Annotated in this window: 13 protein-coding genes; 6 read left to right on the top strand and 7 right to left on the bottom strand. The window is 73.8% G+C overall.

Features of this window, described 5'->3' with window-relative positions; all coding sequences use genetic code 11:
- Positions 1–123 precede the first annotated feature (123 nt).
- Positions 124–2190: a glycosyltransferase gene (locus QSK03_RS13850; RefSeq protein WP_285652878.1), complete on the bottom strand. Its 2067-nt coding sequence runs from the start codon at positions 2188–2190 to the stop codon at positions 124–126.
- A gap of 100 nt (positions 2191–2290) precedes the next feature.
- Here QSK03_RS13850 and QSK03_RS13845 point away from each other — a divergent pair, with 100 nt between their 5' ends.
- The gene (locus QSK03_RS13845) at positions 2291–2914 is read left to right on the top strand and encodes a mycothiol-dependent nitroreductase Rv2466c family protein (RefSeq protein WP_285652876.1); all 624 of its coding nucleotides are present in this window, start codon (positions 2291–2293) and stop codon (positions 2912–2914) included.
- 381 nt (positions 2915–3295) lie between these two features.
- Here QSK03_RS13845 and glf read toward each other — a convergent pair whose 3' ends face one another.
- A complete protein-coding gene (glf, locus tag QSK03_RS13840; RefSeq protein WP_285652874.1) occupies positions 3296–4492 on the bottom strand; it encodes a UDP-galactopyranose mutase in 1197 nt (398 codons plus the stop codon).
- A 23-nt stretch (positions 4493–4515) separates the two neighbouring features.
- On the opposite strand from glf, the gene QSK03_RS13835 reads away from it, so the two are divergent.
- Positions 4516–4989, top strand: coding sequence for an SRPBCC family protein (locus QSK03_RS13835; protein WP_285652870.1), 474 nt, complete (start codon positions 4516–4518; stop codon positions 4987–4989).
- On the opposite strand, the gene QSK03_RS13830 is transcribed toward QSK03_RS13835, so the two are convergent.
- Entirely contained in the window at positions 4986–6413 is a 1428-nt protein-coding gene (locus QSK03_RS13830; RefSeq protein WP_285652868.1) for an amidase, read from the bottom strand. The two genes, QSK03_RS13835 and QSK03_RS13830, sit on opposite strands and share 4 nt — an antisense overlap.
- Positions 6414–6547: 134 nt before the next feature.
- Here QSK03_RS13830 and QSK03_RS13825 point away from each other — a divergent pair, with 134 nt between their 5' ends.
- The gene (locus tag QSK03_RS13825; protein WP_285652866.1) at positions 6548–7513 is read left to right on the top strand and encodes a response regulator transcription factor; all 966 of its coding nucleotides are present in this window, start codon (positions 6548–6550) and stop codon (positions 7511–7513) included.
- Here QSK03_RS13825 and QSK03_RS13820 read toward each other — a convergent pair.
- From QSK03_RS13820 to QSK03_RS13805, 4 genes are read right to left on the bottom strand one after another with little or no spacing between them, the layout of a single operon-like run.
- A complete protein-coding gene (locus QSK03_RS13820) occupies positions 7502–8635 on the bottom strand; it encodes an alpha/beta hydrolase (protein ID WP_285652864.1) in 1134 nt (377 codons plus the stop codon). The two genes, QSK03_RS13825 and QSK03_RS13820, sit on opposite strands and share 12 nt — an antisense overlap.
- A 7-nt stretch (positions 8636–8642) precedes the next feature.
- Positions 8643–12059 (bottom strand): lysine--tRNA ligase, encoded by a 3417-nt coding sequence (gene lysS, locus QSK03_RS13815; RefSeq protein ID WP_285652861.1) that lies wholly within the window; start codon positions 12057–12059, stop codon positions 8643–8645.
- Between the two features lies 1 nt (position 12060).
- Positions 12061–12861 (bottom strand): hypothetical protein, encoded by an 801-nt coding sequence (locus tag QSK03_RS13810; RefSeq protein WP_285652858.1) that lies wholly within the window; start codon positions 12859–12861, stop codon positions 12061–12063.
- Positions 12858–13733, bottom strand: a complete 876-nt coding sequence (locus QSK03_RS13805; protein WP_285652855.1) for a DMT family transporter — start codon at positions 13731–13733, stop codon at positions 12858–12860. Before QSK03_RS13805 ends, QSK03_RS13810 begins: the two co-directional genes overlap by 4 nt.
- 213 nt (positions 13734–13946) lie before the next feature.
- Between QSK03_RS13805 and QSK03_RS13800 the strand changes: the two genes are divergently transcribed.
- From QSK03_RS13800 to QSK03_RS13790, 3 genes are all read left to right on the top strand, one after another.
- Complete coding sequence (locus QSK03_RS13800) at positions 13947–14582, top strand: hypothetical protein (protein ID WP_285652852.1); 636 nt, start codon at positions 13947–13949, stop codon at positions 14580–14582.
- 108 nt (positions 14583–14690) lie between these two features.
- Positions 14691–16769: an acyltransferase family protein gene (locus tag QSK03_RS13795; RefSeq protein ID WP_285652849.1), complete on the top strand. Its 2079-nt coding sequence runs from the start codon at positions 14691–14693 to the stop codon at positions 16767–16769.
- Between the two features lie 79 nt (positions 16770–16848).
- Positions 16849–18729, top strand: a complete 1881-nt coding sequence (locus QSK03_RS13790; protein WP_285652846.1) for a glycosyltransferase — start codon at positions 16849–16851, stop codon at positions 18727–18729.
- Positions 18730–18733: the final 4 nt, after the last annotated feature.

Genomic DNA, 18733 nt, shown 5'->3' with positions numbered 1-18733 from the left:
GGGAGGCGGACAGGTCCGGTCCGCCTTCGGCGAGTCGCTCCGCCGAGAATGTGGTGATCCTGGCGTCACACGCCAGCAAAGCCGCATTGCTCGCACACCCCGTGTGCGAGGGGGACCGCCGGGTCAGCGGAAGCGGTCGAAGACCTGCTCGCGCCAGGCGGTGCGGCTGACCAGCTCGCCCATGGACTCCTGGTACCGGTGGCGCAGGGACGGCCAGGCCTTGGCGATCTCGGTGTGCAGGCGCACCGACTCGCGCAGCATCGCCCAGAACATCTCGCGGTCACGCTTGCGGAAGGTGACGCCGGAGCCGTCCGAGGTCGTGACCGCGGCGCCGTCGAGCCGCGAGAGCAGGAACCACTGCCCGTGCTCGGCGGGCACGTCGCGCTGCGGACGCTCGTGGGCGTGCGGGTCCACGGGACGCAGCTGGTGCGCGAGCCCGCGGGCGAGCGACGCGATCTGGGTGATCTTGTTCGTCGGCGGCTTCGGCCAGAGCTGGGCCTCGCGGGCACCGATGTCCGGGTGCGGGAGATCGGCCGCGTCGCGGTGGACGGTGCCATCGGGGAACTCGGCGCGGGTGGCCCGCACGGCCCCGAGCGCGGTGGGCAGCGCCCCGAACAGCGCCTTCGGCCCGGACAGGAAGTCGCGCATCGCCATGTGGTGCAGCGCGATCGTCGAGTACTCGAGCAGGAACAGGTGGCGCAGCGTGCGCTTGAGGGAGTCGGCGAGCATCGCCCGCGGGTTGTCCGGGCCGTGCAGGGCACCGACGACGAGCCGGTTGCGGACGTGGAAATAGGCCTGCCAGTCCGAGCTGTCGTCCTTCTCGACGAACGACATGTGCCAGATCCCCACGCCGGGCACCGTGGCCGTCGGGACGCCGTGGCTGCCCGCGCGCAGGCCGTACTCGCAGTCGTCCCACTTGATGAACAGCGGCAGCGGCAGCCCGATCCGCTCGGCGACCGAGCGGGGGATCATGCACATCCACCAGGCGTTGTAGTCGACGTCGACGCGCCGGTGCATCCACAGCGTCTCGCGCAAGGAGTCGACGCCGAAGTCGTGGTCGTCGGCGGTGTGCGGGGCGATCTGCCAGAAGAACGTGCCGCGGTCGACGACCTCGCCCATCGCGTGCAGGTGCGAGCGCGCCTGCAGCGAGAGCATCTGGCCGCCCACGAGCATCTCGTCGCGCGAGAACCGCGAGAACGCGAGCGCGCGCAGCAGCGAGTCCGGCTCGAGGACGATGTCGTCGTCCATGAACAGGATCTGCTCGCAGTCGGTGGTCTCGAGCGCCTCGTACATGATCCGCGCGTAGCCGCCCGAACCACCGAGGTTCGGCTGGTCGATGATCCGCAGACGGTCGCCGAGCGCGGCGGCGGCGGCGTCGAAGCCGGGCTGCTCGCGCACCTTCGACGAACCCTGGTCGGGGATGATCACCGCGGTGAGGGCGTCGCGGACCAGCGGGTCCTCGCCCAGGGCCCGCAGCGTGGCCACGCAGTCGGACGGGCGGTTGAACGTCGGCATGCCCACGGCGACCGCCGCCCGCCCGGGCGCCTCCTGGTCGGCGTACCAGCCGCCGGAGAGTAGCTCGAGCGGCGCGTTGTCGCTGGAGAGGTCGAACCACACCCAGCCGCCGTCGCCGAAGGGCGTCAGCGACACCGGGACGGTGACCTCGCGCTCGGCACCGTCGTCGGGCGCGGAGGAGCCGGCGGTGTCGGCGGCGTCGGTGGGGCCCACGACCTCGCCCGCGAGGTGCACGGCGACGCCCTTCGCCGTCGAGCGGTAGACGTCGACGCGGCCGTGACCGCGCACCCGCAGGCGCAGGGTGATCCCGTGGAGCACCGACCAGCGCCGCCAGTACGCGGCGGGGAAGGCGTTGAAGTAGGCGGCGAACGACACGTCGCTGCGCTCGGGCAGCCGCACCCCGGTGCGCGAGACCACCTCGGCCACGCGGTGGCCGCTGCGGCGCACGTGCATGACGTACTCGTCGGCGGTCTCGTCGTAGGTGCCGGGACGGTGGGCCGTCGGCGCCGTGGTCTTCACCGACGTCGCCGTGCCCTCGTCCAGGTACAGCGCGCGCACCGACGTGGGGTCGGCCGGCCGCGGCAGGATGACGCGCTGCAACAGCGCGGCACCCACAGGCCCCGCGGGCCTCGCCGTCATCGCCACCGTCCCGCTCCTGCCGACCGTGCTCGTCACACGGACGACGGTAACGGCGAGGCGGCCGCGCGCCCGGGACCCCCCGTCGGCGCCGTGCGCGATTCCATCCGTCGGGGCCGCACGGGCCTACCGTCCGGGGGTGCGCGCCTCCCACGTCGACGTCTACGTCGACCCGGTCTGTCCGTTCGCGTGGCTGGCGCTGCGGTGGTTGCGCGAGGTCGGGTGGCAGCGGCCGATCGACCTGCAGGTGCGCCGCATGAGCCTCGCGGTGCTGAACGGCGAGGACCCGGTGGCGCCCGAGCGCGGGGAGGACAGCGCGTGGCGACCCGCGCGGGTCGGCGCCCGGCTCGTCGCGGCGCGGGGTGCTGGCGCGTGGGCCGGGTTCGTCGAGGCGTTCGGCACCCGCTTCCACGACGGGGGGCTGCGGGGACGCGATCGCGTGCTGCGCGAGGTGTGCGAGGAGCTCGCCGGCCCCGATCTCGACGCGCGGACGCTCTACGCCGCCGCGGACGTGACCGACCGCGACGACGACGTCCGCGCCCGCCACGAGGAGGGCATGGCGCCCGTCGGCCTCGACGTCGGCACGCCGACCCTGCACGTGCGCACCGACGCCGGGACCGTCGCTTTCTTCGGTCCGATCCTCGAACGCGTCCCCCGCGGTCAGGACGCCCTCGACGCCTTCGACGGCGCCCTCCTGCTGGCCCGGACACCGGGCTTCACCGAGCTCAAGCGCACCCGCTCCGGAGAGATCGACTTCTCCTGATCGGGCTCCGGCTGTTCAGGGGGTCGACGGCGAGCAGACCAGGCCGGTCGGGCAGTTCGCCGGGTTGTACTCCGAGGGCCGCGACGTCGGCGCCGTGGTGTGGTGCTCGCTCGTCGGGTGACCGCCGCCGTGCTCGGACGGGTGGGCGCCGCCGTGCTCGGCGGTCCCGCCACCGGAGCCCCCGCCTGACTCCGAGGACGTGTCACAGGCCGAGAGCGTCAGGACGGCCGCGCGGGAGAGCAGCGCCAGGAGGCCGGCGACGGAGCGTCGCCGGGGGACGGGGGGCGGACACGACAGGACCTCCGAGGCGACGACGCACGCGAATGCGGTGACGCTACGGAATCGTCGAGCCGGACGGAGCGTCCGTCAGGGTGACGGGCGTCAGACCTCGGCGAGGTCCGCGCCGTCGAACGACGCGCCCTCGGTGAACCACGGGGCGATCCGGTTGTCGAACAGCGTGAGCGCCGACCCGATCGCCATGTGCATGTCCAGGTACTTGTACGTGCCCAGACGCCCGCCGAAGAGCACCCGCCGGTTGGTCGCCTCCTTGCGGGCCAGCTCGCGGTAGCGCTCGAGCTTGGCGCGGTCCTCGGCGGTGTTGATCGGGTAGTACGGCTCGTCCCCGTGCTGGGCGAAGCGCGAGTACTCCCGCACGATCACCGTCTTGTCCTTCGGGTACGACGTCCGCTCCGGGTGGAAGTGCCGGAACTCGTGGATGCGCGTGAACGGGACGTCGCGGTCGGCGTAGTTCATCACCGGCGTGCCCTGGAAGTCGCCCGTCGTGGTGAGGACCTCGGACTCGAAGTCGAGCGTGCGCCAGCCGAGCTCGCCCTCGCTGTAGTCGAAGTAGCGGTCGAGCGGGCCGGTGTAGACGGTCGGCACGTCCTGCGGCAGGTCGTCGCGCATGTCGAACCAGTCGGTGTCGCAGCGCACCTCGATGTTCGGGTGGTCGGCCATGCGCTCGAGCCAGGCCGTGTAGCCGTCGACCGGCAGGCCCTCGTAGGTGTCGGAGAAGTACCGGTTGTCGAAGGTGTAGCGCACGGGCAGGCGCGAGACGATCGACGCCGGGAGCTCCTTCGGGTCGGTCTGCCACTGCTTGGCGGTGTAGCCGGCGAAGAAAGCCTCGTACAGCGGGCGGCCGACGAGCGAGACGCCCTTCTCCTCGAAGTTCGACGCGTCCGCGACGTCGATCTCGGCGGCGTGCTCGGCGACCCAGGCGCGCGCCTCGTCGGGCGACATCGCGCGGCCCGCGTACTCGCAGATCGTCGCGAGGTTCACCGGCATCGGGTAGACGCGGCCCTCGAAGATCGTGAAGACGCGGTGCTGGTAGCCCGTGAAGTCGGTGAAGCGGTTGACGTAGTCCCACACGCGCTTGTTCGAGGTGTGGAACAGGTGCGCGCCGTAGCGGTGCACCTCGATGCCGGTCTCCGGGTCGGGTTCGGAGTAGGCGTTGCCGCCCAGGTGGGAGCGGCGCTCCACCACCAGGACGCGCTTGTCGAGCTCCGTGGCGGCCCGCTCGGCCACGGTCAGCCCGAAGAAGCCCGAGCCGACGACGACGAGGTCCGGATCCGTGGTCACGGCCCCTGACGGTAGCCCGCGGGGTGGCCGCCGCCGGGGACGGGTACGCCCCCGGCATGCCGTCCGTCGAGCGCACCGCCCACTCCCCCGCCCCCGTGGGCACCGTCCAGGCCTACCTCCGCGACTTCGCGAACGCCGAGGAGTGGGACGCCGGGACCATCTCCTGCACGCCCGTCGACGACACCCCGGTCGGCGTCGGCAAGCAGTGGCGCAACGTCTCGGAGTTCCGCGGCCGCGAGACGACGCTGACCTACACGCTGGAGGCCGACGAGCCGGGCCACCTGCGCATCGTCGGCCGGAACAAGACCGTGACGAGCGAGGACGACATGACGCTCACCGCCGACGGCCCGGGCACCACGGTGACCTACCGCGCGACGTTCACGTTCCACGGCGCGGCGAAGCTCGCGACGCCGCTGCTCGTGCCGGCCCTGGGGAAGCTCGCCGACGACGCGCAGCGGACGCTGCAGCAGGCCATCGAGGGGCTCCCCGTGACCTAGCCGGTCGGCGGGCGGTGGCCGGCCCACGGCATCGCCCGCTCCAGGTCGGCGGCGAGCGCCAGCAGCGTGGACTCGTCGCCGTAGGGCGCCATCACCTGGACGCCGACCGGCCAGCCCTCCGCGGTCCGCCCCAGCGGCAGCGAGATCGCCGGGTTGCCGGTGGAGTTGGACAGCGCGGTGAAGCCCGCCGTGGCGAAGATGTGGTCGTACCAGCCCCGCGCGTCCCGGGACGGGTCGTTCTGGTCGAGGTGTCCGAGCGCGGTGTTCGGGACGTTCATGGTCGGCGTGAGGACGACGTCGTATCGCTGGTGGAAGCCCGCGACGGCGCGGCGGGTCGCGTTGAAGACGCGGTCGGCGGCGAACAGGTCGCCCGCCGTGAGGGTCCGGCCATACTCGGCGCACGCGAGTGTCGCCGCCTCGAGGACGTCCAGGCCGGGCTCGACGCCGAGCGCGCCCGCGAGGACGTCCACGCCGTCGGCGAGGAAGCTCGTCCAGGCCACCAGGTTGGCGGCGTCGAACGCGGCCGCGTCCAGGTCCGGCGCCGCGACCTCCACCCCGTGTCCCATGCCCTCGAGCGTCCCCGCCACCGCCTCCGTCGCCGCGGTGCAGCGGGGATCGACCGCGCCGCCGCCGGTGAACGGCGTGGTGCACAGTGCCACCCGCAACGGCCGGCTCCCCCGGCCGACCTCCTCGGCGTAGGGCCGCGGCGGGTCCGGTAGCAGATAGCGGTCGCCCGGCTCGTAGCCGTGGACCTCATCGAGCAGCCCCGCGGCGTCGCGGACGGTCCGGGTGACCACGAACTCCACGCCCATGCCGAGCAGGGGGTCGGCGTAGTCCGGCCCGGGAGACGTCCGGCCCTGGGAGGGCTTGAGCCCGACCAGGCCGCAGGCGGCGGCCGGGATGCGGATCGAGCCGCCGCCGTCGTTGGCGTGCGCGACGGGCAGCGCCCGCGCGGCGACCAGGGCCGCCGAGCCGCCGGACGATCCGCCGGGGCTGCGGGTCGTGTCCCAGGGGTTGTGGACCGGACCGGTCGCGACGGGTTCGGTGGTGGCGTTGAACCCGAGCTCGGGAGTCGCGGTGCGGGCGAGCGTCGCGAGCCCGGCGCGACGGAAACGGGCCATGAGGTGCGTATCGGCCGGCATCGGCACGCCCTCGCCGAGCAGGCGGCTGCCCGCGGCCTGCGGGACCCCGGCGGCGTGGACGATCAGGTCCTTGATCGCGAAGGGGACGCCGGCGAACGGCCCGTCCGGGTCGTGGTCGAGCGGCGACGCGAAGCGCTCTCCGATGATCGCGTTCAGGCGGGGCCCGACGACGTCCAGTGCGGTGGTCGCGGCGGCGCGCACCTCCTCGGCGCTGACCTCGCCCTTGCTCATCAGCGCGGCCAGGCCGGTCGCGTCGAGCTCGGCGTACTCGTTGGGTGTCATCGGGCCTCCAGGTTCGTCGGGCCGCCGATGCTGGCCCGATCGGCCCGCGCCGGCATCGGTCGATCGACCGATGCGCAGGTCAGGAGGGGTCCGGTTCCTGGTCTCGGCGGGTGCCGCCGCGTAGCGTCCCGGGCATGTCCGCGGTCGCGGCCGCCCGCGAGCTGCGGTCGTTCCTCCGGCGCCACGGGAGCCGCTCCCCCGGCGCGGCCCGGGCCGTGCTCGCGTCGCTGAGCGACGTCATCCCCGCCGACTGCCTCGCGCTCTCGGTCGCGGCGCCAGCGACGGGCGGGCACCGGACGCTCGCGTCGTCCTACCCCGCCGGGATCACGGACCTCATCGACACCCGGATGCACACCGATCGCCTGTTCGCGGTAGTCCGGGACGGCCGGCACGCCGTGCGCGTGCGCGACCTCGAGCCCCGCCGTCGCCGCGGTGAGATCTTCGAGCGGATCATCCACCCGCTCGGCTTCCGCGACGGCGTCACGCTGTGCCTGTTCGCGGCGGACGACCGCTACGTCGGCATGCTCAACGCCAGCACCCTCGACGCCCGGCACCCCGACGACGACACGATCGCGCTGCTCGAGCTCCTCGGCCCCGATCTCGCCACCGCGATCGACCCGGTGCCCGTGCCCGCGCCGCGGACAGGTGCCCTCGGCGGGGACGGCGGGGACGGTCTGCTCGTCGAGCGCTCCGGGCGCGTCGTCGCCCTCTCGGCGGGGGCGCGGCCGGAGCTGGTGCGACCGCCCTCGCCGATCGCGGCCCTCGTCGCGCGCCCGCCGCGCGGTCCGCTCCTCGTCGTCACGGCCGGCGAGGTCGTCGGGGTGGAGCTGCACCCCACGCCCCGCGGCGTGCTCGTCCTGCACCGCGAGATCGACCCGCCCGCCGGGCTGACGGTGCGGGAGCTGGAGGTGCTCGACGGCGTCGCCCACGGCATGAGCAATCCCGAGATCGCCCGACGACTGGGGATCCGGCCGCGCACGGTCGCCACGCACGTCGAGCACGTCCTCGCGAAGACCGGCGCACGGAACCGCGCCGCCGCGGCGCGGTGCGCGACGCAGTGGGGTCTCGTGACGGGCTCAGCGGCCGGCTCAGGGCACTGACGACGGGCAGGTCCGCGCGGGCGGCCCCGCCCCGATCCGCCCGGCCATCCACGGCAGCGAGTCGGCGAAGGCCTGCGAGAAGACCGCGAACGTGTGCCCGCCGCCCGGGATCACGACCGAGCACGTCGCGATGCCCGCCTGCCGCGCCACCGGGACCAGGGCACCCGCCGCCGCGGCGGGTTCGGGGTCGGCGTCGCCCACCTCGAACCAGCCCCCGAGCTGGGGGAACCGGTGGGCGGCGAGCAGCGACGCCGGTTCGTGGGCGGCGAACGCGGCCGCGGACCCGCCGAACAGCGTCGCCACCGCCGAGTCGGTGTCGGCGTTGGTGTCGCCGGCGCGCGGGCCCGCGAGGCCTGCGTAGTCGCCGAACGTCGCGAACAGGTCCGGGTGGCGCAGGGCGAGCATCAGCGAGCAGGACCCGCCCTCGGACAGGCCGGCGACCGCCCACGGACGCCCGGGGGCGGCGGTGTGGAAGACGTCGCGGACGAAGCCGGGGACGTCGACGGTCAGGTAGGTCTCCGCCCGGCCCGCGAGGCTGTCGACGCACTCGGTGTCGCCGTCGACGGTGCCGTTGACGTCCGGCATGACGAGGATCGGCGCGCGGCCGCCGTGCGCGGCCGCGTAGGCGTCGGCGGTCGCCGCCGCCTGGCCGCCGTCGAGCCAGTCCTGCGGCGTCCCGGGCGTGCCGTGCAGCAGCATCACCACCGGCAACGACGGGCGCGGGCGCGCGAACCACGCGGGCGGCACGTAGACGGTCGCCGGCCGCCCGGAGAACGCCGACTCCGGTCCCGGGATGGTGATCGTCGTGACGACGCCGCGGTCGGGGCGGTCCTTGCGGGCCAGCAGCGCGGCCAGCTCGACCTCGTCGGACGGCGGGAGCCCCAGGACGTCGCCGAGTGTGCGGAAGTAGTCGAAGTGCGCGTTCACCCCGGCGCCGGAGCCGACGAGCAGCAGCAGCGTGGTCACCGAGACCAGCGCGACCTTCCCGGCCCGCGTGATCCGGCCCAGCCTGGTGCGCATCACGACGGCCAGCACGACCACCACGAGCAGCGCGAGGATCGCGCCCAGACCGAGGAACGAGTCGGTCGTGATGTCGATCTCGCCGATGCTGTCGACCGTCACGGTCGGCTCATGCAGCGGCCGGAGGCGCGGTGCTCGACGGCGACGGCGCGCCGCCGACGGCCGCGGGCACGAACATCGGTCCGAGACCCGGCACCGCGAGGAAGCCCTCGGCGCCGGCGTAGAGCAGCCCGACCCGCGGCAGGTCGGCGGGGCTGCGGTAGGCGAGGACCCGCGGCAGCCACTGCGGACCGAACTTCGCGTTGAAGTCGTGCAGCGAGCGGACCTGGAAGAACGGGTTGAGCACACCGACGGCGCGCCGCGCGAGCTTCTGTGTGGCGGTGAACGGCACGTCGTCGGCGAACAGCCGCCCCCACATCGCGAAGTTCATCGACAGCCGCGTGACACCCCGCTCGCCCAGCGCCGTCGCGCTCCGCGCGATGAGGAACTCGGTCATCCCGTTCGGCGCGCCCGGGTCGTGGCGCATGAGGTCGAGCGTGTAGCCGAAGGTCGTGCCGGTGGCCGGGCCGCCGTAGGCCGGGACCAGGCGCAGGAAGCCGCCGGGCACGCCGCCGGCGTCGAGGGCGACGCAGAGCAGGAAGTCGCGGTTGGCCTGCGAGCCGGTGATGTCCTGGGAGAGCGACATCGTGAAGCCGCGCTCGGGGTCCTTGCCCCGCCACTTCTCCGAGATCGCGTTCAGCGCATCGACGAGCTTCGGCGACGCCGCCGACTCGGCGATCATCTGGAACCGGTGGGTGCGCTCGACGCGCCGCACGGCCGCCCGCACGCTCTTGCGGTCCCGGCCCTCGAGCGTGAACGACGGGCAGTCGATGATCGCCTCGTCGCCCAGGTAGAACGACCGGAAGCCTCGCGACGCGAGCAGCCCGCCCTCGCGGGTGTCCTCCTCGCGGGCCGCGAGGAAGGCGGGCGTCCAGGCCCGCTGCGCGCACATGGCGAGGAACTCGTCGACCACGGCCGGCAGCGAGGCCTCGTCGCCGATCGGGTCGCCCGCGGCGAGGGCGTAGCCGCCGAGGTAGGTGTAGGCGATCATCGCGCGGCCGTCGGCACCGAAGAAGAAGCTCTTGTCGTCGCGCAGCGCGAAGGCGGCGAGGGTGTCCCACCCGTAGGTGTGCACGAGCGTCTCCGCCCGCGTCCAGTCGTCGCGGGTGTGCGGGTCGCGGGCGGTGAGCGGCCGGAACAGCAGGACGAGGAAGACGACCAGCCCGACCACGCCCAGGGTGAGCAGCGCGGCGGGGAAGGTGTCGGCGAACAGCCGCCGGGAGAACGTGTAGGGCCCGTCGAGCCCGACCAGTCCCCCGAAGATCGTCTCGAGGCCGCCGCCGAAGGTCAGCGGCGGCGTCATCCGGCCGCTCTGCAGGCCGAGCGAGACGAAGCCGAACGCCAGCACGGCGGCCAGGTAGATCGGGACGAACCGCACCAGCCGCAGCAGCGACGGCGGGTCGGCGGGTGCCCGGAAGTAGCCGCGGGCGACCACGAGCAGCGCCAGCAGCGCCACGCTGATGGCGAGCCCCACCTGGTGCGGGCCCTTGAGCACGTGCGCGAGCACAGCGAGCGCGGAGAGCGCGACGGCCACGCGCCACGCCGCCCGCTTGCGCTTGGCGAGCTGGTCGGCCAGCAGCAGCAGGAGCAGCCCGATCGCGGCGGAGAGGACGTGCCCGGTGACCGCGAACCACGGCGGCACCAGGTCGAGGCCCACCCGGTCGCCGAGGCGCTCGTGGACGATCGGGAGGTGCACCAGCAGGTGCAGCAGCCCGGCCAGCGCCGTCAGCCCGGCGACGACCGACACCACCCACGGCCGGCGCTCGGTCTCCTCCGGCGGTGGTGGGGCCGGCGCGGCCGCGAGGGCCGCCCCGCCGACGCCGGCGCCGACCGGCACGGGCGGGGTCGCCGCGGCCAGCGCGGCCGCGGGCATCGGCGTCGGCGGCAGGACCGGCCGGTGGGCCCCGCCCGGGCCGCCGCCGGGCGGCGGGGCGAACTCGGGGCGCAGGGTCGGGAAGAGGATGACCTCACGGATCGAGTCGACGCTCGCGAGCAGCATGACGAGGCGGTCGATGCCGATGCCGAGCCCGCCGGTGGGCGGCAGGCCGTACTCGAGCGCGCGGACGTAGTCGAGGTCGATGTCGCCGGCCTCGGGGTCGCCGTCTCGCTTGGCCTGCGCCTCCTCCTCGAACGCCGTCATCTGCTCGCCCGGGTCGTTCTGCTCCGAGTACGCGTTGCACAGCTCGAACCCGGCGACGATCAGCTCGAAGCGCTCGCTGTAGGCCGGGTCGTCGCGGTGGGCGCGGGCGAGCGGGGACACCTCGCGCGGGTAGGCGATGCAGAACACCGGGCCGACGACGTCGTGCTGGACGCGCTCGTCGTAGACCTCCTTCATCAGCCGGCCGGCGCCCCAGCCCTGCTCCCACGCGAGCCCGAGGCGGTCGAGGGCGGCCCGGGCGTCCGCGATCGGCATCTCCGGGTGCATCACCTCGCCGGTCTTCTCCGCGATCATGTCGGCGAAGCGACGGCGCGGCCACGGCGGGCGCAGGTCGATCTCCTGGCCCTGGTAGCGGACCGTCAGCTCGTCGCCGAGCGCGGCGCGCGCCGCCGCGGTGACCATGCCCTCGGTCAGGTCCATCATGTCGTGGTAGTCGGCGAAGGCCTGGTAGGCCTCGAGCATCGTGAACTCGGGGTTGTGCCGGGTGTCGACGCCCTCGTTGCGGAACACCCGCCCGATCTCGAAGACCCGCTCCATGCCGCCGACGATCAGGCGCTTGAGGTGCAGCTCGAGGGCGATCCGCAGGTACATGTCGAGGTCGAGCGCGTTGTGGTGGGTGACGAACGGCCGCGCGGACGCCCCGCCCTGGATGCTCTGCAGCACCGGCCCCTCGACCTCGGTGAAGCCCTGGTCGGCGAGGTGGCCGCGGATGGCGTGCACGGCGGCGTGGCGGATGCGGAAGATCTCGCGGGTGCGCTCGTTGACCTGCAGGTCGGCGTAGCGCTGCCGGTAGCGGGTCTCGACGTCGGTGAGGCCGTGGTGGCCTCCTGCGGGTGGGCGCAGCGCCTTGGCCAGCAGCGCGGCCTGCTCGACGCGGATCGAGAGCTCGCCGCGCCGGGTGGTCATGACGACACCGGCGACGCCGACCCAGTCGCCGCGGTCGAGGTCGTCGATCGCCGCGTGGACGTCCTGCCCGACCACCGCGGTGTCGACGAAGAGCTGGATGGTGACGGTGCGGTCGCGCAGTGTCCCGAAGCTCAGCCCGCCCTGGCGGCGGAGACCGGTCAGGCGGCCCGCGATCCGGACGCGGACGTCGGTGACGGTGTCCGGGGCCAGGTCGGTGTGCTCCTCGCGGATCGCCGCGATCGCGTGGTCCACCGGCCACCGGTAGGGCTCGGTCTCACCGGCCGCCCGGCGTGCCGCGAGCTTGGCCGCGCGAAGCTCCTGCTGTCCGAGGTGCGTGAGGTGGGCGTCCGTCGGGGCGTCCATGTCAGCGCGCTCCCTCCTGCTCCTTCGGCGCCTCCTCCGGCGCCGGGCTCGGGGTGGCGGGCGTGGCCGGGGTGGTCGGGGCGGTCGGGGCGGTCGGGTCGGGGTCGTCGGGCGCGCCGGCGATCGCCTCCACGACGGCGTCCCAGCGCCGGCGGTCGCGCTCGGGGAAGCGGCGTCGCGCCCGCGCCGCCTTCCGCGAGCCCTCCGGGTAGCGCCAGCGCGCCCACGGCGACGTCGGACGGGCCAGGCGCAGGGCGCCGACGAGCGAGAACACCGGCACGAGCAGGCCGAGCAGGCCGAGCAGCGGGCGGCCCTTGAACAGGGCGACGACCGAGAGCAGGCCGCCGACGACGATCGTCACGACCACCGCCACGACGCCGTCGTTCGTGTCGGAGTCGAACGGGTTGGCGCCGACCACGAGCAGGGCCATCAGTGCGCCGACGACGAGCACGGCGTCGACCGAGACCCGGCCCTCGCGCTCCCAGTAGACGTCGGAGAGGTGCAGCCAGAGCGCGAACTCGTCGAGGGTCAGCGCGGCGCCGGCGCCGAACGCGGCGGCCAGGACGTAGAGCCACGGCGGCTCGGGCTGGTAGGTGAACTCGCCGACGCCCGCCAGGAGCATGAGGAAGATGCCCCAGACCAGGTGGTGCAGGTGGACGCCGCCCACCGACTGGTTGCGGAACGGCCCCCTGCCGGCCCGGATCATCCGCACGATCACGCGCGTGAGCACGAAGACGGCGACGAACGACCCGAGCATCCAGGCCGCCGCCGCGCGGTGCTCGATGTCGAGGGTGATGGTCACGGCACCTCCACGGGGACGGGCGCCGGGGTCGCCGCCGCGGAGGACCGCGACAGCGCCGCGGTCGCGGCGATCATGAGCGCGACGAGCACGGCGATGAGCCCCCACTCCACGCCGTCGGCGCGCACCTGCTCGGACAGGACGACGACGCCGAGCACGGCCGCGACGACCGGCTCGCCCACGGTCACGGCCGGCAGCGACGCCGCGAGCGGGCCGGCGCCGAACGCCGTCTGCTGCAGGAACGTGCCCCCGGCCACGGCGGCGACGAGGGCCCACGTCTCCCAGGAGGTCAGCAGCGCGACCGGGCCGTCGCCGAGCGCGTCGACCACCGACTTCGTCAGCGCCGCGACCAGCCCGTAGACGAGGCCCGTCGCCACCGCGAGCATCGCGGCGCGGCGCGGGCCGCGGCGGCGCCCGGCCAGCAGCACGCACGCGGCGACGAGCGCGAGGAGCACGACCAGCGACGGCGCCCAGGTGCGCAGCGGGGCCCGGTCGGCCCCGGCCGCGGGCTCGCCCACGACGACGAACAGCGCGAGCGCGGCGACGAGGACGCCCGCCCACACGACCTCGGCCCGCCCGATGCGCCGCCCGGTCAGGCGCGCCTCGAGCGGCAGCGCGAACAGCACGGTGGTGACGAGCAGCGGCTGCACGAGCAGCAGGGCGCCGAGTCCGAGCGCCGCGGCCTGCACCACGAACCCGCCGGTGTCGCCAACTGTGCCCGCCCACCAGCGCGGGGAGCGCACGAGGCGGGCGATCAGGCGCCCGCCGCGCGCCTCCTCGTCGGGCACGTCGGCCGCCGCGCCCCGCTGGGCGACCGACGCGATCGCGAAGAGCAGGGCGGCGAGGACCGCGAGCGCGCCCGCGAGCAGCGTCACCACGTCGTCCCGTCGCCGGCCGTCACCCGGACAGTGCAACATCGGGGTGGTACGCAGCGCGATATCCGGACGATCACGCCACCCGATCGGTGCACGGGCGTCCGATTCCGCTGTCGTGATCATGACAGCGTGTACGCGGTCGGCGCATTACCGGGGCGGGATGCCGCGTTTGGGAGGATGCGCCGGATGCGCGCGACCCCTGCGGTGACCGCCGTGACCGCCACCGCTCTCCCGGCCCTCGCGCTGGCGTTCCTCGGCAGCACCCACCCCGCGATGCTGACCCCCGAGACGGCGCCGTGGTGGCGCGACCTGCACGTCATCGGCCTCGTCCTGTTCCCGCTGCTCGCGCTCGGGCCCTGGGCGGTCGTGCACGTGTCCCGGCCGGCGGGCCCGCTCGGGTGGGTGCTCTCGGGGCTCGCCGCCGTCCTCGGGCTCGTCTACGCGGGCTTCTACGGCGCGCTCGACGCACTGGCCGGCGTGGGCGGCGGTCACGAGACGATGCGCATGGGCCCCGGGCCCTGGGTCGGGTGGCTGTTCGAGATCGCCGACGAGCTCGGTGTCGTCGGGTCCTACGCCTACCTCGCCGCGACGCTGCTCGCCGCGGTCCTGGCCCTCGTCCGCGCCCCGGGGCTCTGGCGCCTGGCCGCCGGCATCGGGGCGCTGTTCGCCGTCGTCGGCGCCTGGTCGTTCCTGACCAGCCACATCTACTACCCCTACGGCGTCGCGACGATGGTCATGCTTGCGATCGGGCTCACCCTGCTCGCGGTCGCGGCGTCCCGGCGCCGGTCGGCGATGGTGTCGACCTCGGGCGGTCACGCTGCAGCCGGACGGTCGATGAGCGGTTCGTAGACCTCCGCAGTCGGCGACCAACCGGTAGCTAGGCTGCGGAGGTTCCGAGACGGCTTTTCGGCCAGGTCGACGCGCGGCAGGATGAGGAGGAGGGCACAGTCCGGTCTGATGACTCCGAAGGTCGACGAGTGGCCGGGCAACGGAGCGGCCTCGCCCACCGGCACCCGTCACGGCTGCGCCGCTGCCGGCGCGGGCAGCTCCAGGGCACGCTTCCGACCAGAGATCGAGGGGCTCCGTGCGCTCGCGGCCCTTCTGGTCGTCGTCTACCACGTCTGGATCGGGCGCGTCTCCGGGGGCGTCGACGTCTTCTTCGTCCTCACCGGGTTCCTGGCTCTCGGCCAGCTCCTGCGTGCAACGGAGCGCGGCGGTATCGACCTGCTGGCCCATTGGGGCCGTACGCTGCGACGTCTGGTGCCCGCGGCGGCCGTCGTGCTGGTGGGGACCGTGGCCGCATGCCTCCTGGTCCTGCCCCAGACGCGGTGGTCGCAGACGATTGTCGAGGTCGTCGCCTCGGCCTCCTTCATGGAGAACTGGAAGCTCGCCGCCGACTCGGTCGACTACTACGCCTCCCACGACACGGCGAGCGTCGTCCAGCACTTCTGGTCCCTCAGCATCCAGGGGCAGTTCGCCGTCCTCTTCCCCCTGATGCTCCTCGGCGCGATCGCGCTCGGCCGACGATGCGGGTGGACCTCCCGCAGGGCGATCGCCGGAGCGGTCGCCCTGGCCGCCGCCCTGTCATTCGCCTTCTCCGTCTGGTTGACCGCCGCGGATCAGCAGCTCGCCTACTTCCATTCCCTGACCCGGGTGTGGGAGTTCATGCTCGGCGCGCTCCTGGCCCTCGTCATCGACCGCATCACCCTGCCGCTGGCGGCGCGTGTCGTGGTCGGCTGGGTTGGCGTCGTGGGTCTGGTGGCCTGCGGGCTCGTGCTGGACGTCGAAGGAGGGTTCCCGGGGTACCTCGCGGCCTGGCCCGTCGCCTGCGCCATGGCCGTGCTCGTCGCCGGGACCACCGGCCGTCGACTCGCCGCCGACAGGACCCTGAACGCACCTCTGATGCAGTACCTCGGCCGGGTCAGCTTCCCTCTCTACCTCTGGCACTGGCCGGTCCTTCTCGTCACGCTCCACCTCGCGGGTCGCGAGGAGCCGGGCCTCCTGCTCGGTGTCGTCATCATCGCCGTCTCCCTCGCTCTGGCCGTGGCGACGGGGCGGTGGGTGGAGGAGCCGGTGCAGCGATTCTCCGGAGGCAGGGGTGGGCGGTCGCGGGAGTACCGGGTGGCCGCCCTCTTCCTGGCCCCGGTCCTGGTCGCCGCGCTCTGCTGGCAGGGCTTGGCCACGACGCAGGGCCGAACGGTGGGAGCCGTCGGTGACCCCGACCATCCCGGGGCGGCCGTGCACATGGCGGGCTACGTCGAGCGGGGCTTGCCGGACGCCGAGCCGCTCCCGCCGGCGGTGCGGGCCGCGGAGGACTGGGTGTACTACCAGGACATGGGGGACGGGTGCTCCGAGGTCCCCACCCACCCCGATCTGTCGCTGTGCTCCGTCGTTCCCCAGCCCCGTCCCGACGCACCGACGGTCGCGGTGGTCGGCGACTCGAACATGTCGCAGTTCCTCGGCGCGGTCATCCCCGTGGCCCGGGAGCGGGGCTGGCGCCTCGAGGCGCTCCTGAAGTCCAGTTGCCCGTTCTCCACGGTCTCCGAGCTCGCCCCGCATGACGAGGGCTGCGTCCGCTGGAACCAGCTGGCGATCGACTACCTCGCCACCACGACGCCCGACGCTGTCGTCGCCCAGGCCACCCTCGACGTGCACGCCGGCCTGACGGAGCGCTCGACGCCTGAGATGGTCGAGGCCTGGGACCGGCTCTCCGACGCCGGGATCCCGATGCTCGCGGTGCGAGGCACCCCCCGCTTCGACGAGGCGCCCGCGACGTGCTCGGACCGGAACGGTCGGGACAGCCCCGCCTGCGACGTCCCGCGGACCGCGTTCTATCCCTCCGATCCGCCGGTGCTCCTGGACACACCGAGCTCGGTGAGCGTGCTCGACCTGGCCGACCTGGTCTGCGAGCCGGCCGTCTGCCGACCTGAGGTCGGACGTGTCTCGGTCTACCTCGACGAGCGGCACCTCACGGCCACCTTCGCGGCGTCCCTCGCCCCGGTGGTCAGTCCGGCGCTCGAGGAGCTGCTGTCGTGACCGGGCCTTCCGCTTCCCGCCGGAGCTGGCTACGGCGCGGCGGCTCGACCCACAGCCCGTCCGACCGGAGCGTGTTCCCATGACCGACGTGCAGACCTCGTCCACGGCACCGCCCACGGACCTGTCCACGGCCCGAGGCGAGTGGTCCGTGGTCGGCCGCGGGCTCTACCTCGGTCCGACCGTCGATACGCCGGAGGAGCTCTACGCCGAGGTGCACCGTGGACGGGCAGAACGGCGCCGGGACCGCATCCGCGTGGGCACGAACAGCCACGTCGGCACCAACACCTACTTCGGGCGTTTCCCGGCCAGCTACTGGCAGCGGTGGACCACGGCGAAGGACGTTCGCTTCGAGGGACGGACCACCGGTTCCGGTCGTGTGCTGCTGCGGGCCTCCGACACCAACGGCGTGCCCCGCACGGTGGCCGTCCACGACGCCCGTGCGGACGATCACGTTGTCCTCGCCGCGACCCTCGACCGGTTCCTGGACGGCGGCGGCCTCTGGATCGAGATCGTCACGGAGGACGACGAGCTGGTCCTCCGCGACGCCCGGTGGACCGTCCGCACGCCGCAGCGCTCCCGCGCGACCTCGGTGGTCATCTGCACCCACAACCGGGCCGACGACTGCCTCGCCACCCTGCAGACCCTCGGCGCGGAGCAGACCGTCCTGGACATGCTCGACGGGGTGATCGTCGTCGACCAGGGCACGGACCGGGTCGAGACCCGGCCCGCGTTCGAGGAGGTCGCCTCGCGCATGGGCGCCGGCTTCCGGTACATCACCCAGCCCAACCTCGGGGGGTCCGGCGGCTTCACCCGGGGGCTGTTCGAGGTCGTGGAGCGCGGCCGGCCCGACACCGACGTCCTGTTCATGGACGACGACATCCGGTGCGAGCCCGAGGTCGTGGTCCGGCTGGCCGCCTTCGCCCGGCACACCGCCGACCCGACGATCGTTGGCGCGCAGATGCTCAACCTCCTCCACCCGACTCAGGTGCTGGCGGGCGCCGAATACGCGGTGCTCGACGAGCTGGCCAACGGTCGCGTCAGTCCCGGAGCGGTGGGCGAGTCGGACGTGACCACCTACTTCCCCGACGGCACCAAGAACGTCCAGGACCGTCGGGTCGACGCGGGGTACACCGGCTGGTGGACCTGCCTGATCCCCGCCGAGCTCGTCTGCGCCGCCGGGTACCCGCTGCCGTTCTTCTTCCAGTGGGACGACGTCGAGTACTGCCTCCGCGCCCGCGCCCACGGCGTGCCGACCGTGACGCTCCCGAGTGCCGGGGTGTGGCACGCCGACTTCCCCTGGAAGGACTGGGACGACTGGCACCGGTACTTCAACTTGCGCAACGCCATGATCACGGCCGCATTGCACTCCCCCTTCCCCGTGCGCCGCATCGCGAGGACGGTTGGAACCCTCCTGTCCCGCTACCTGGTCGCGATGAACTACGGACTCGCTGCGACGCTGGTGCGCGCCGTGGCGGACTTCCTCGCGGGACCCGCGGTGCTCGACGACGGCGGGGTGTCCGCGACTGCCGCCGTCCGACGTCTGCGCGCCGAGTACGGGGAGACCGTGCCGCACCGGATCACCGAGGCGCCCGGGATGGGTCCCACCGAGATGCCGATCGCACGTCCCGGTCCCGCGCCGTCACGCACCGCGCTCGTCATGGCCAAGCGCGTCGCGCAGCAGGCCCTCGGCCGAACCCCGCGCCACGAGGGGCTCGTCGGGGCCGGTGAGGCGGACTGGTGGCACGTCGCCCTGTTCGACCGGGTCGCGGTGACCGACGCCGGTCAGGGTGGGGTGCGGGTACGCCGGCGCGACCCCGACCAGCTCCGTGCCCTCAGCGCTGAGGGTGCACGGGTGCTGTGGCGTCTCGTACGCGAGGGCAGCGGGGCCGCGCAGCGGTGGCGCGAGGCCGCCCCGGAGCTCACCTCCGCCGCGAACTGGCGCCGCCTGTTCGGCTCCTGAGCGC

This window comes from Actinomycetospora sp. NBRC 106375, from assembly GCF_030269665.1.
In the GTDB taxonomy this organism is placed as follows: Bacteria; Actinomycetota; Actinomycetes; order Mycobacteriales; family Pseudonocardiaceae; genus Actinomycetospora.
This window is presented reverse-complemented; position numbering and strand designations above follow the sequence as displayed.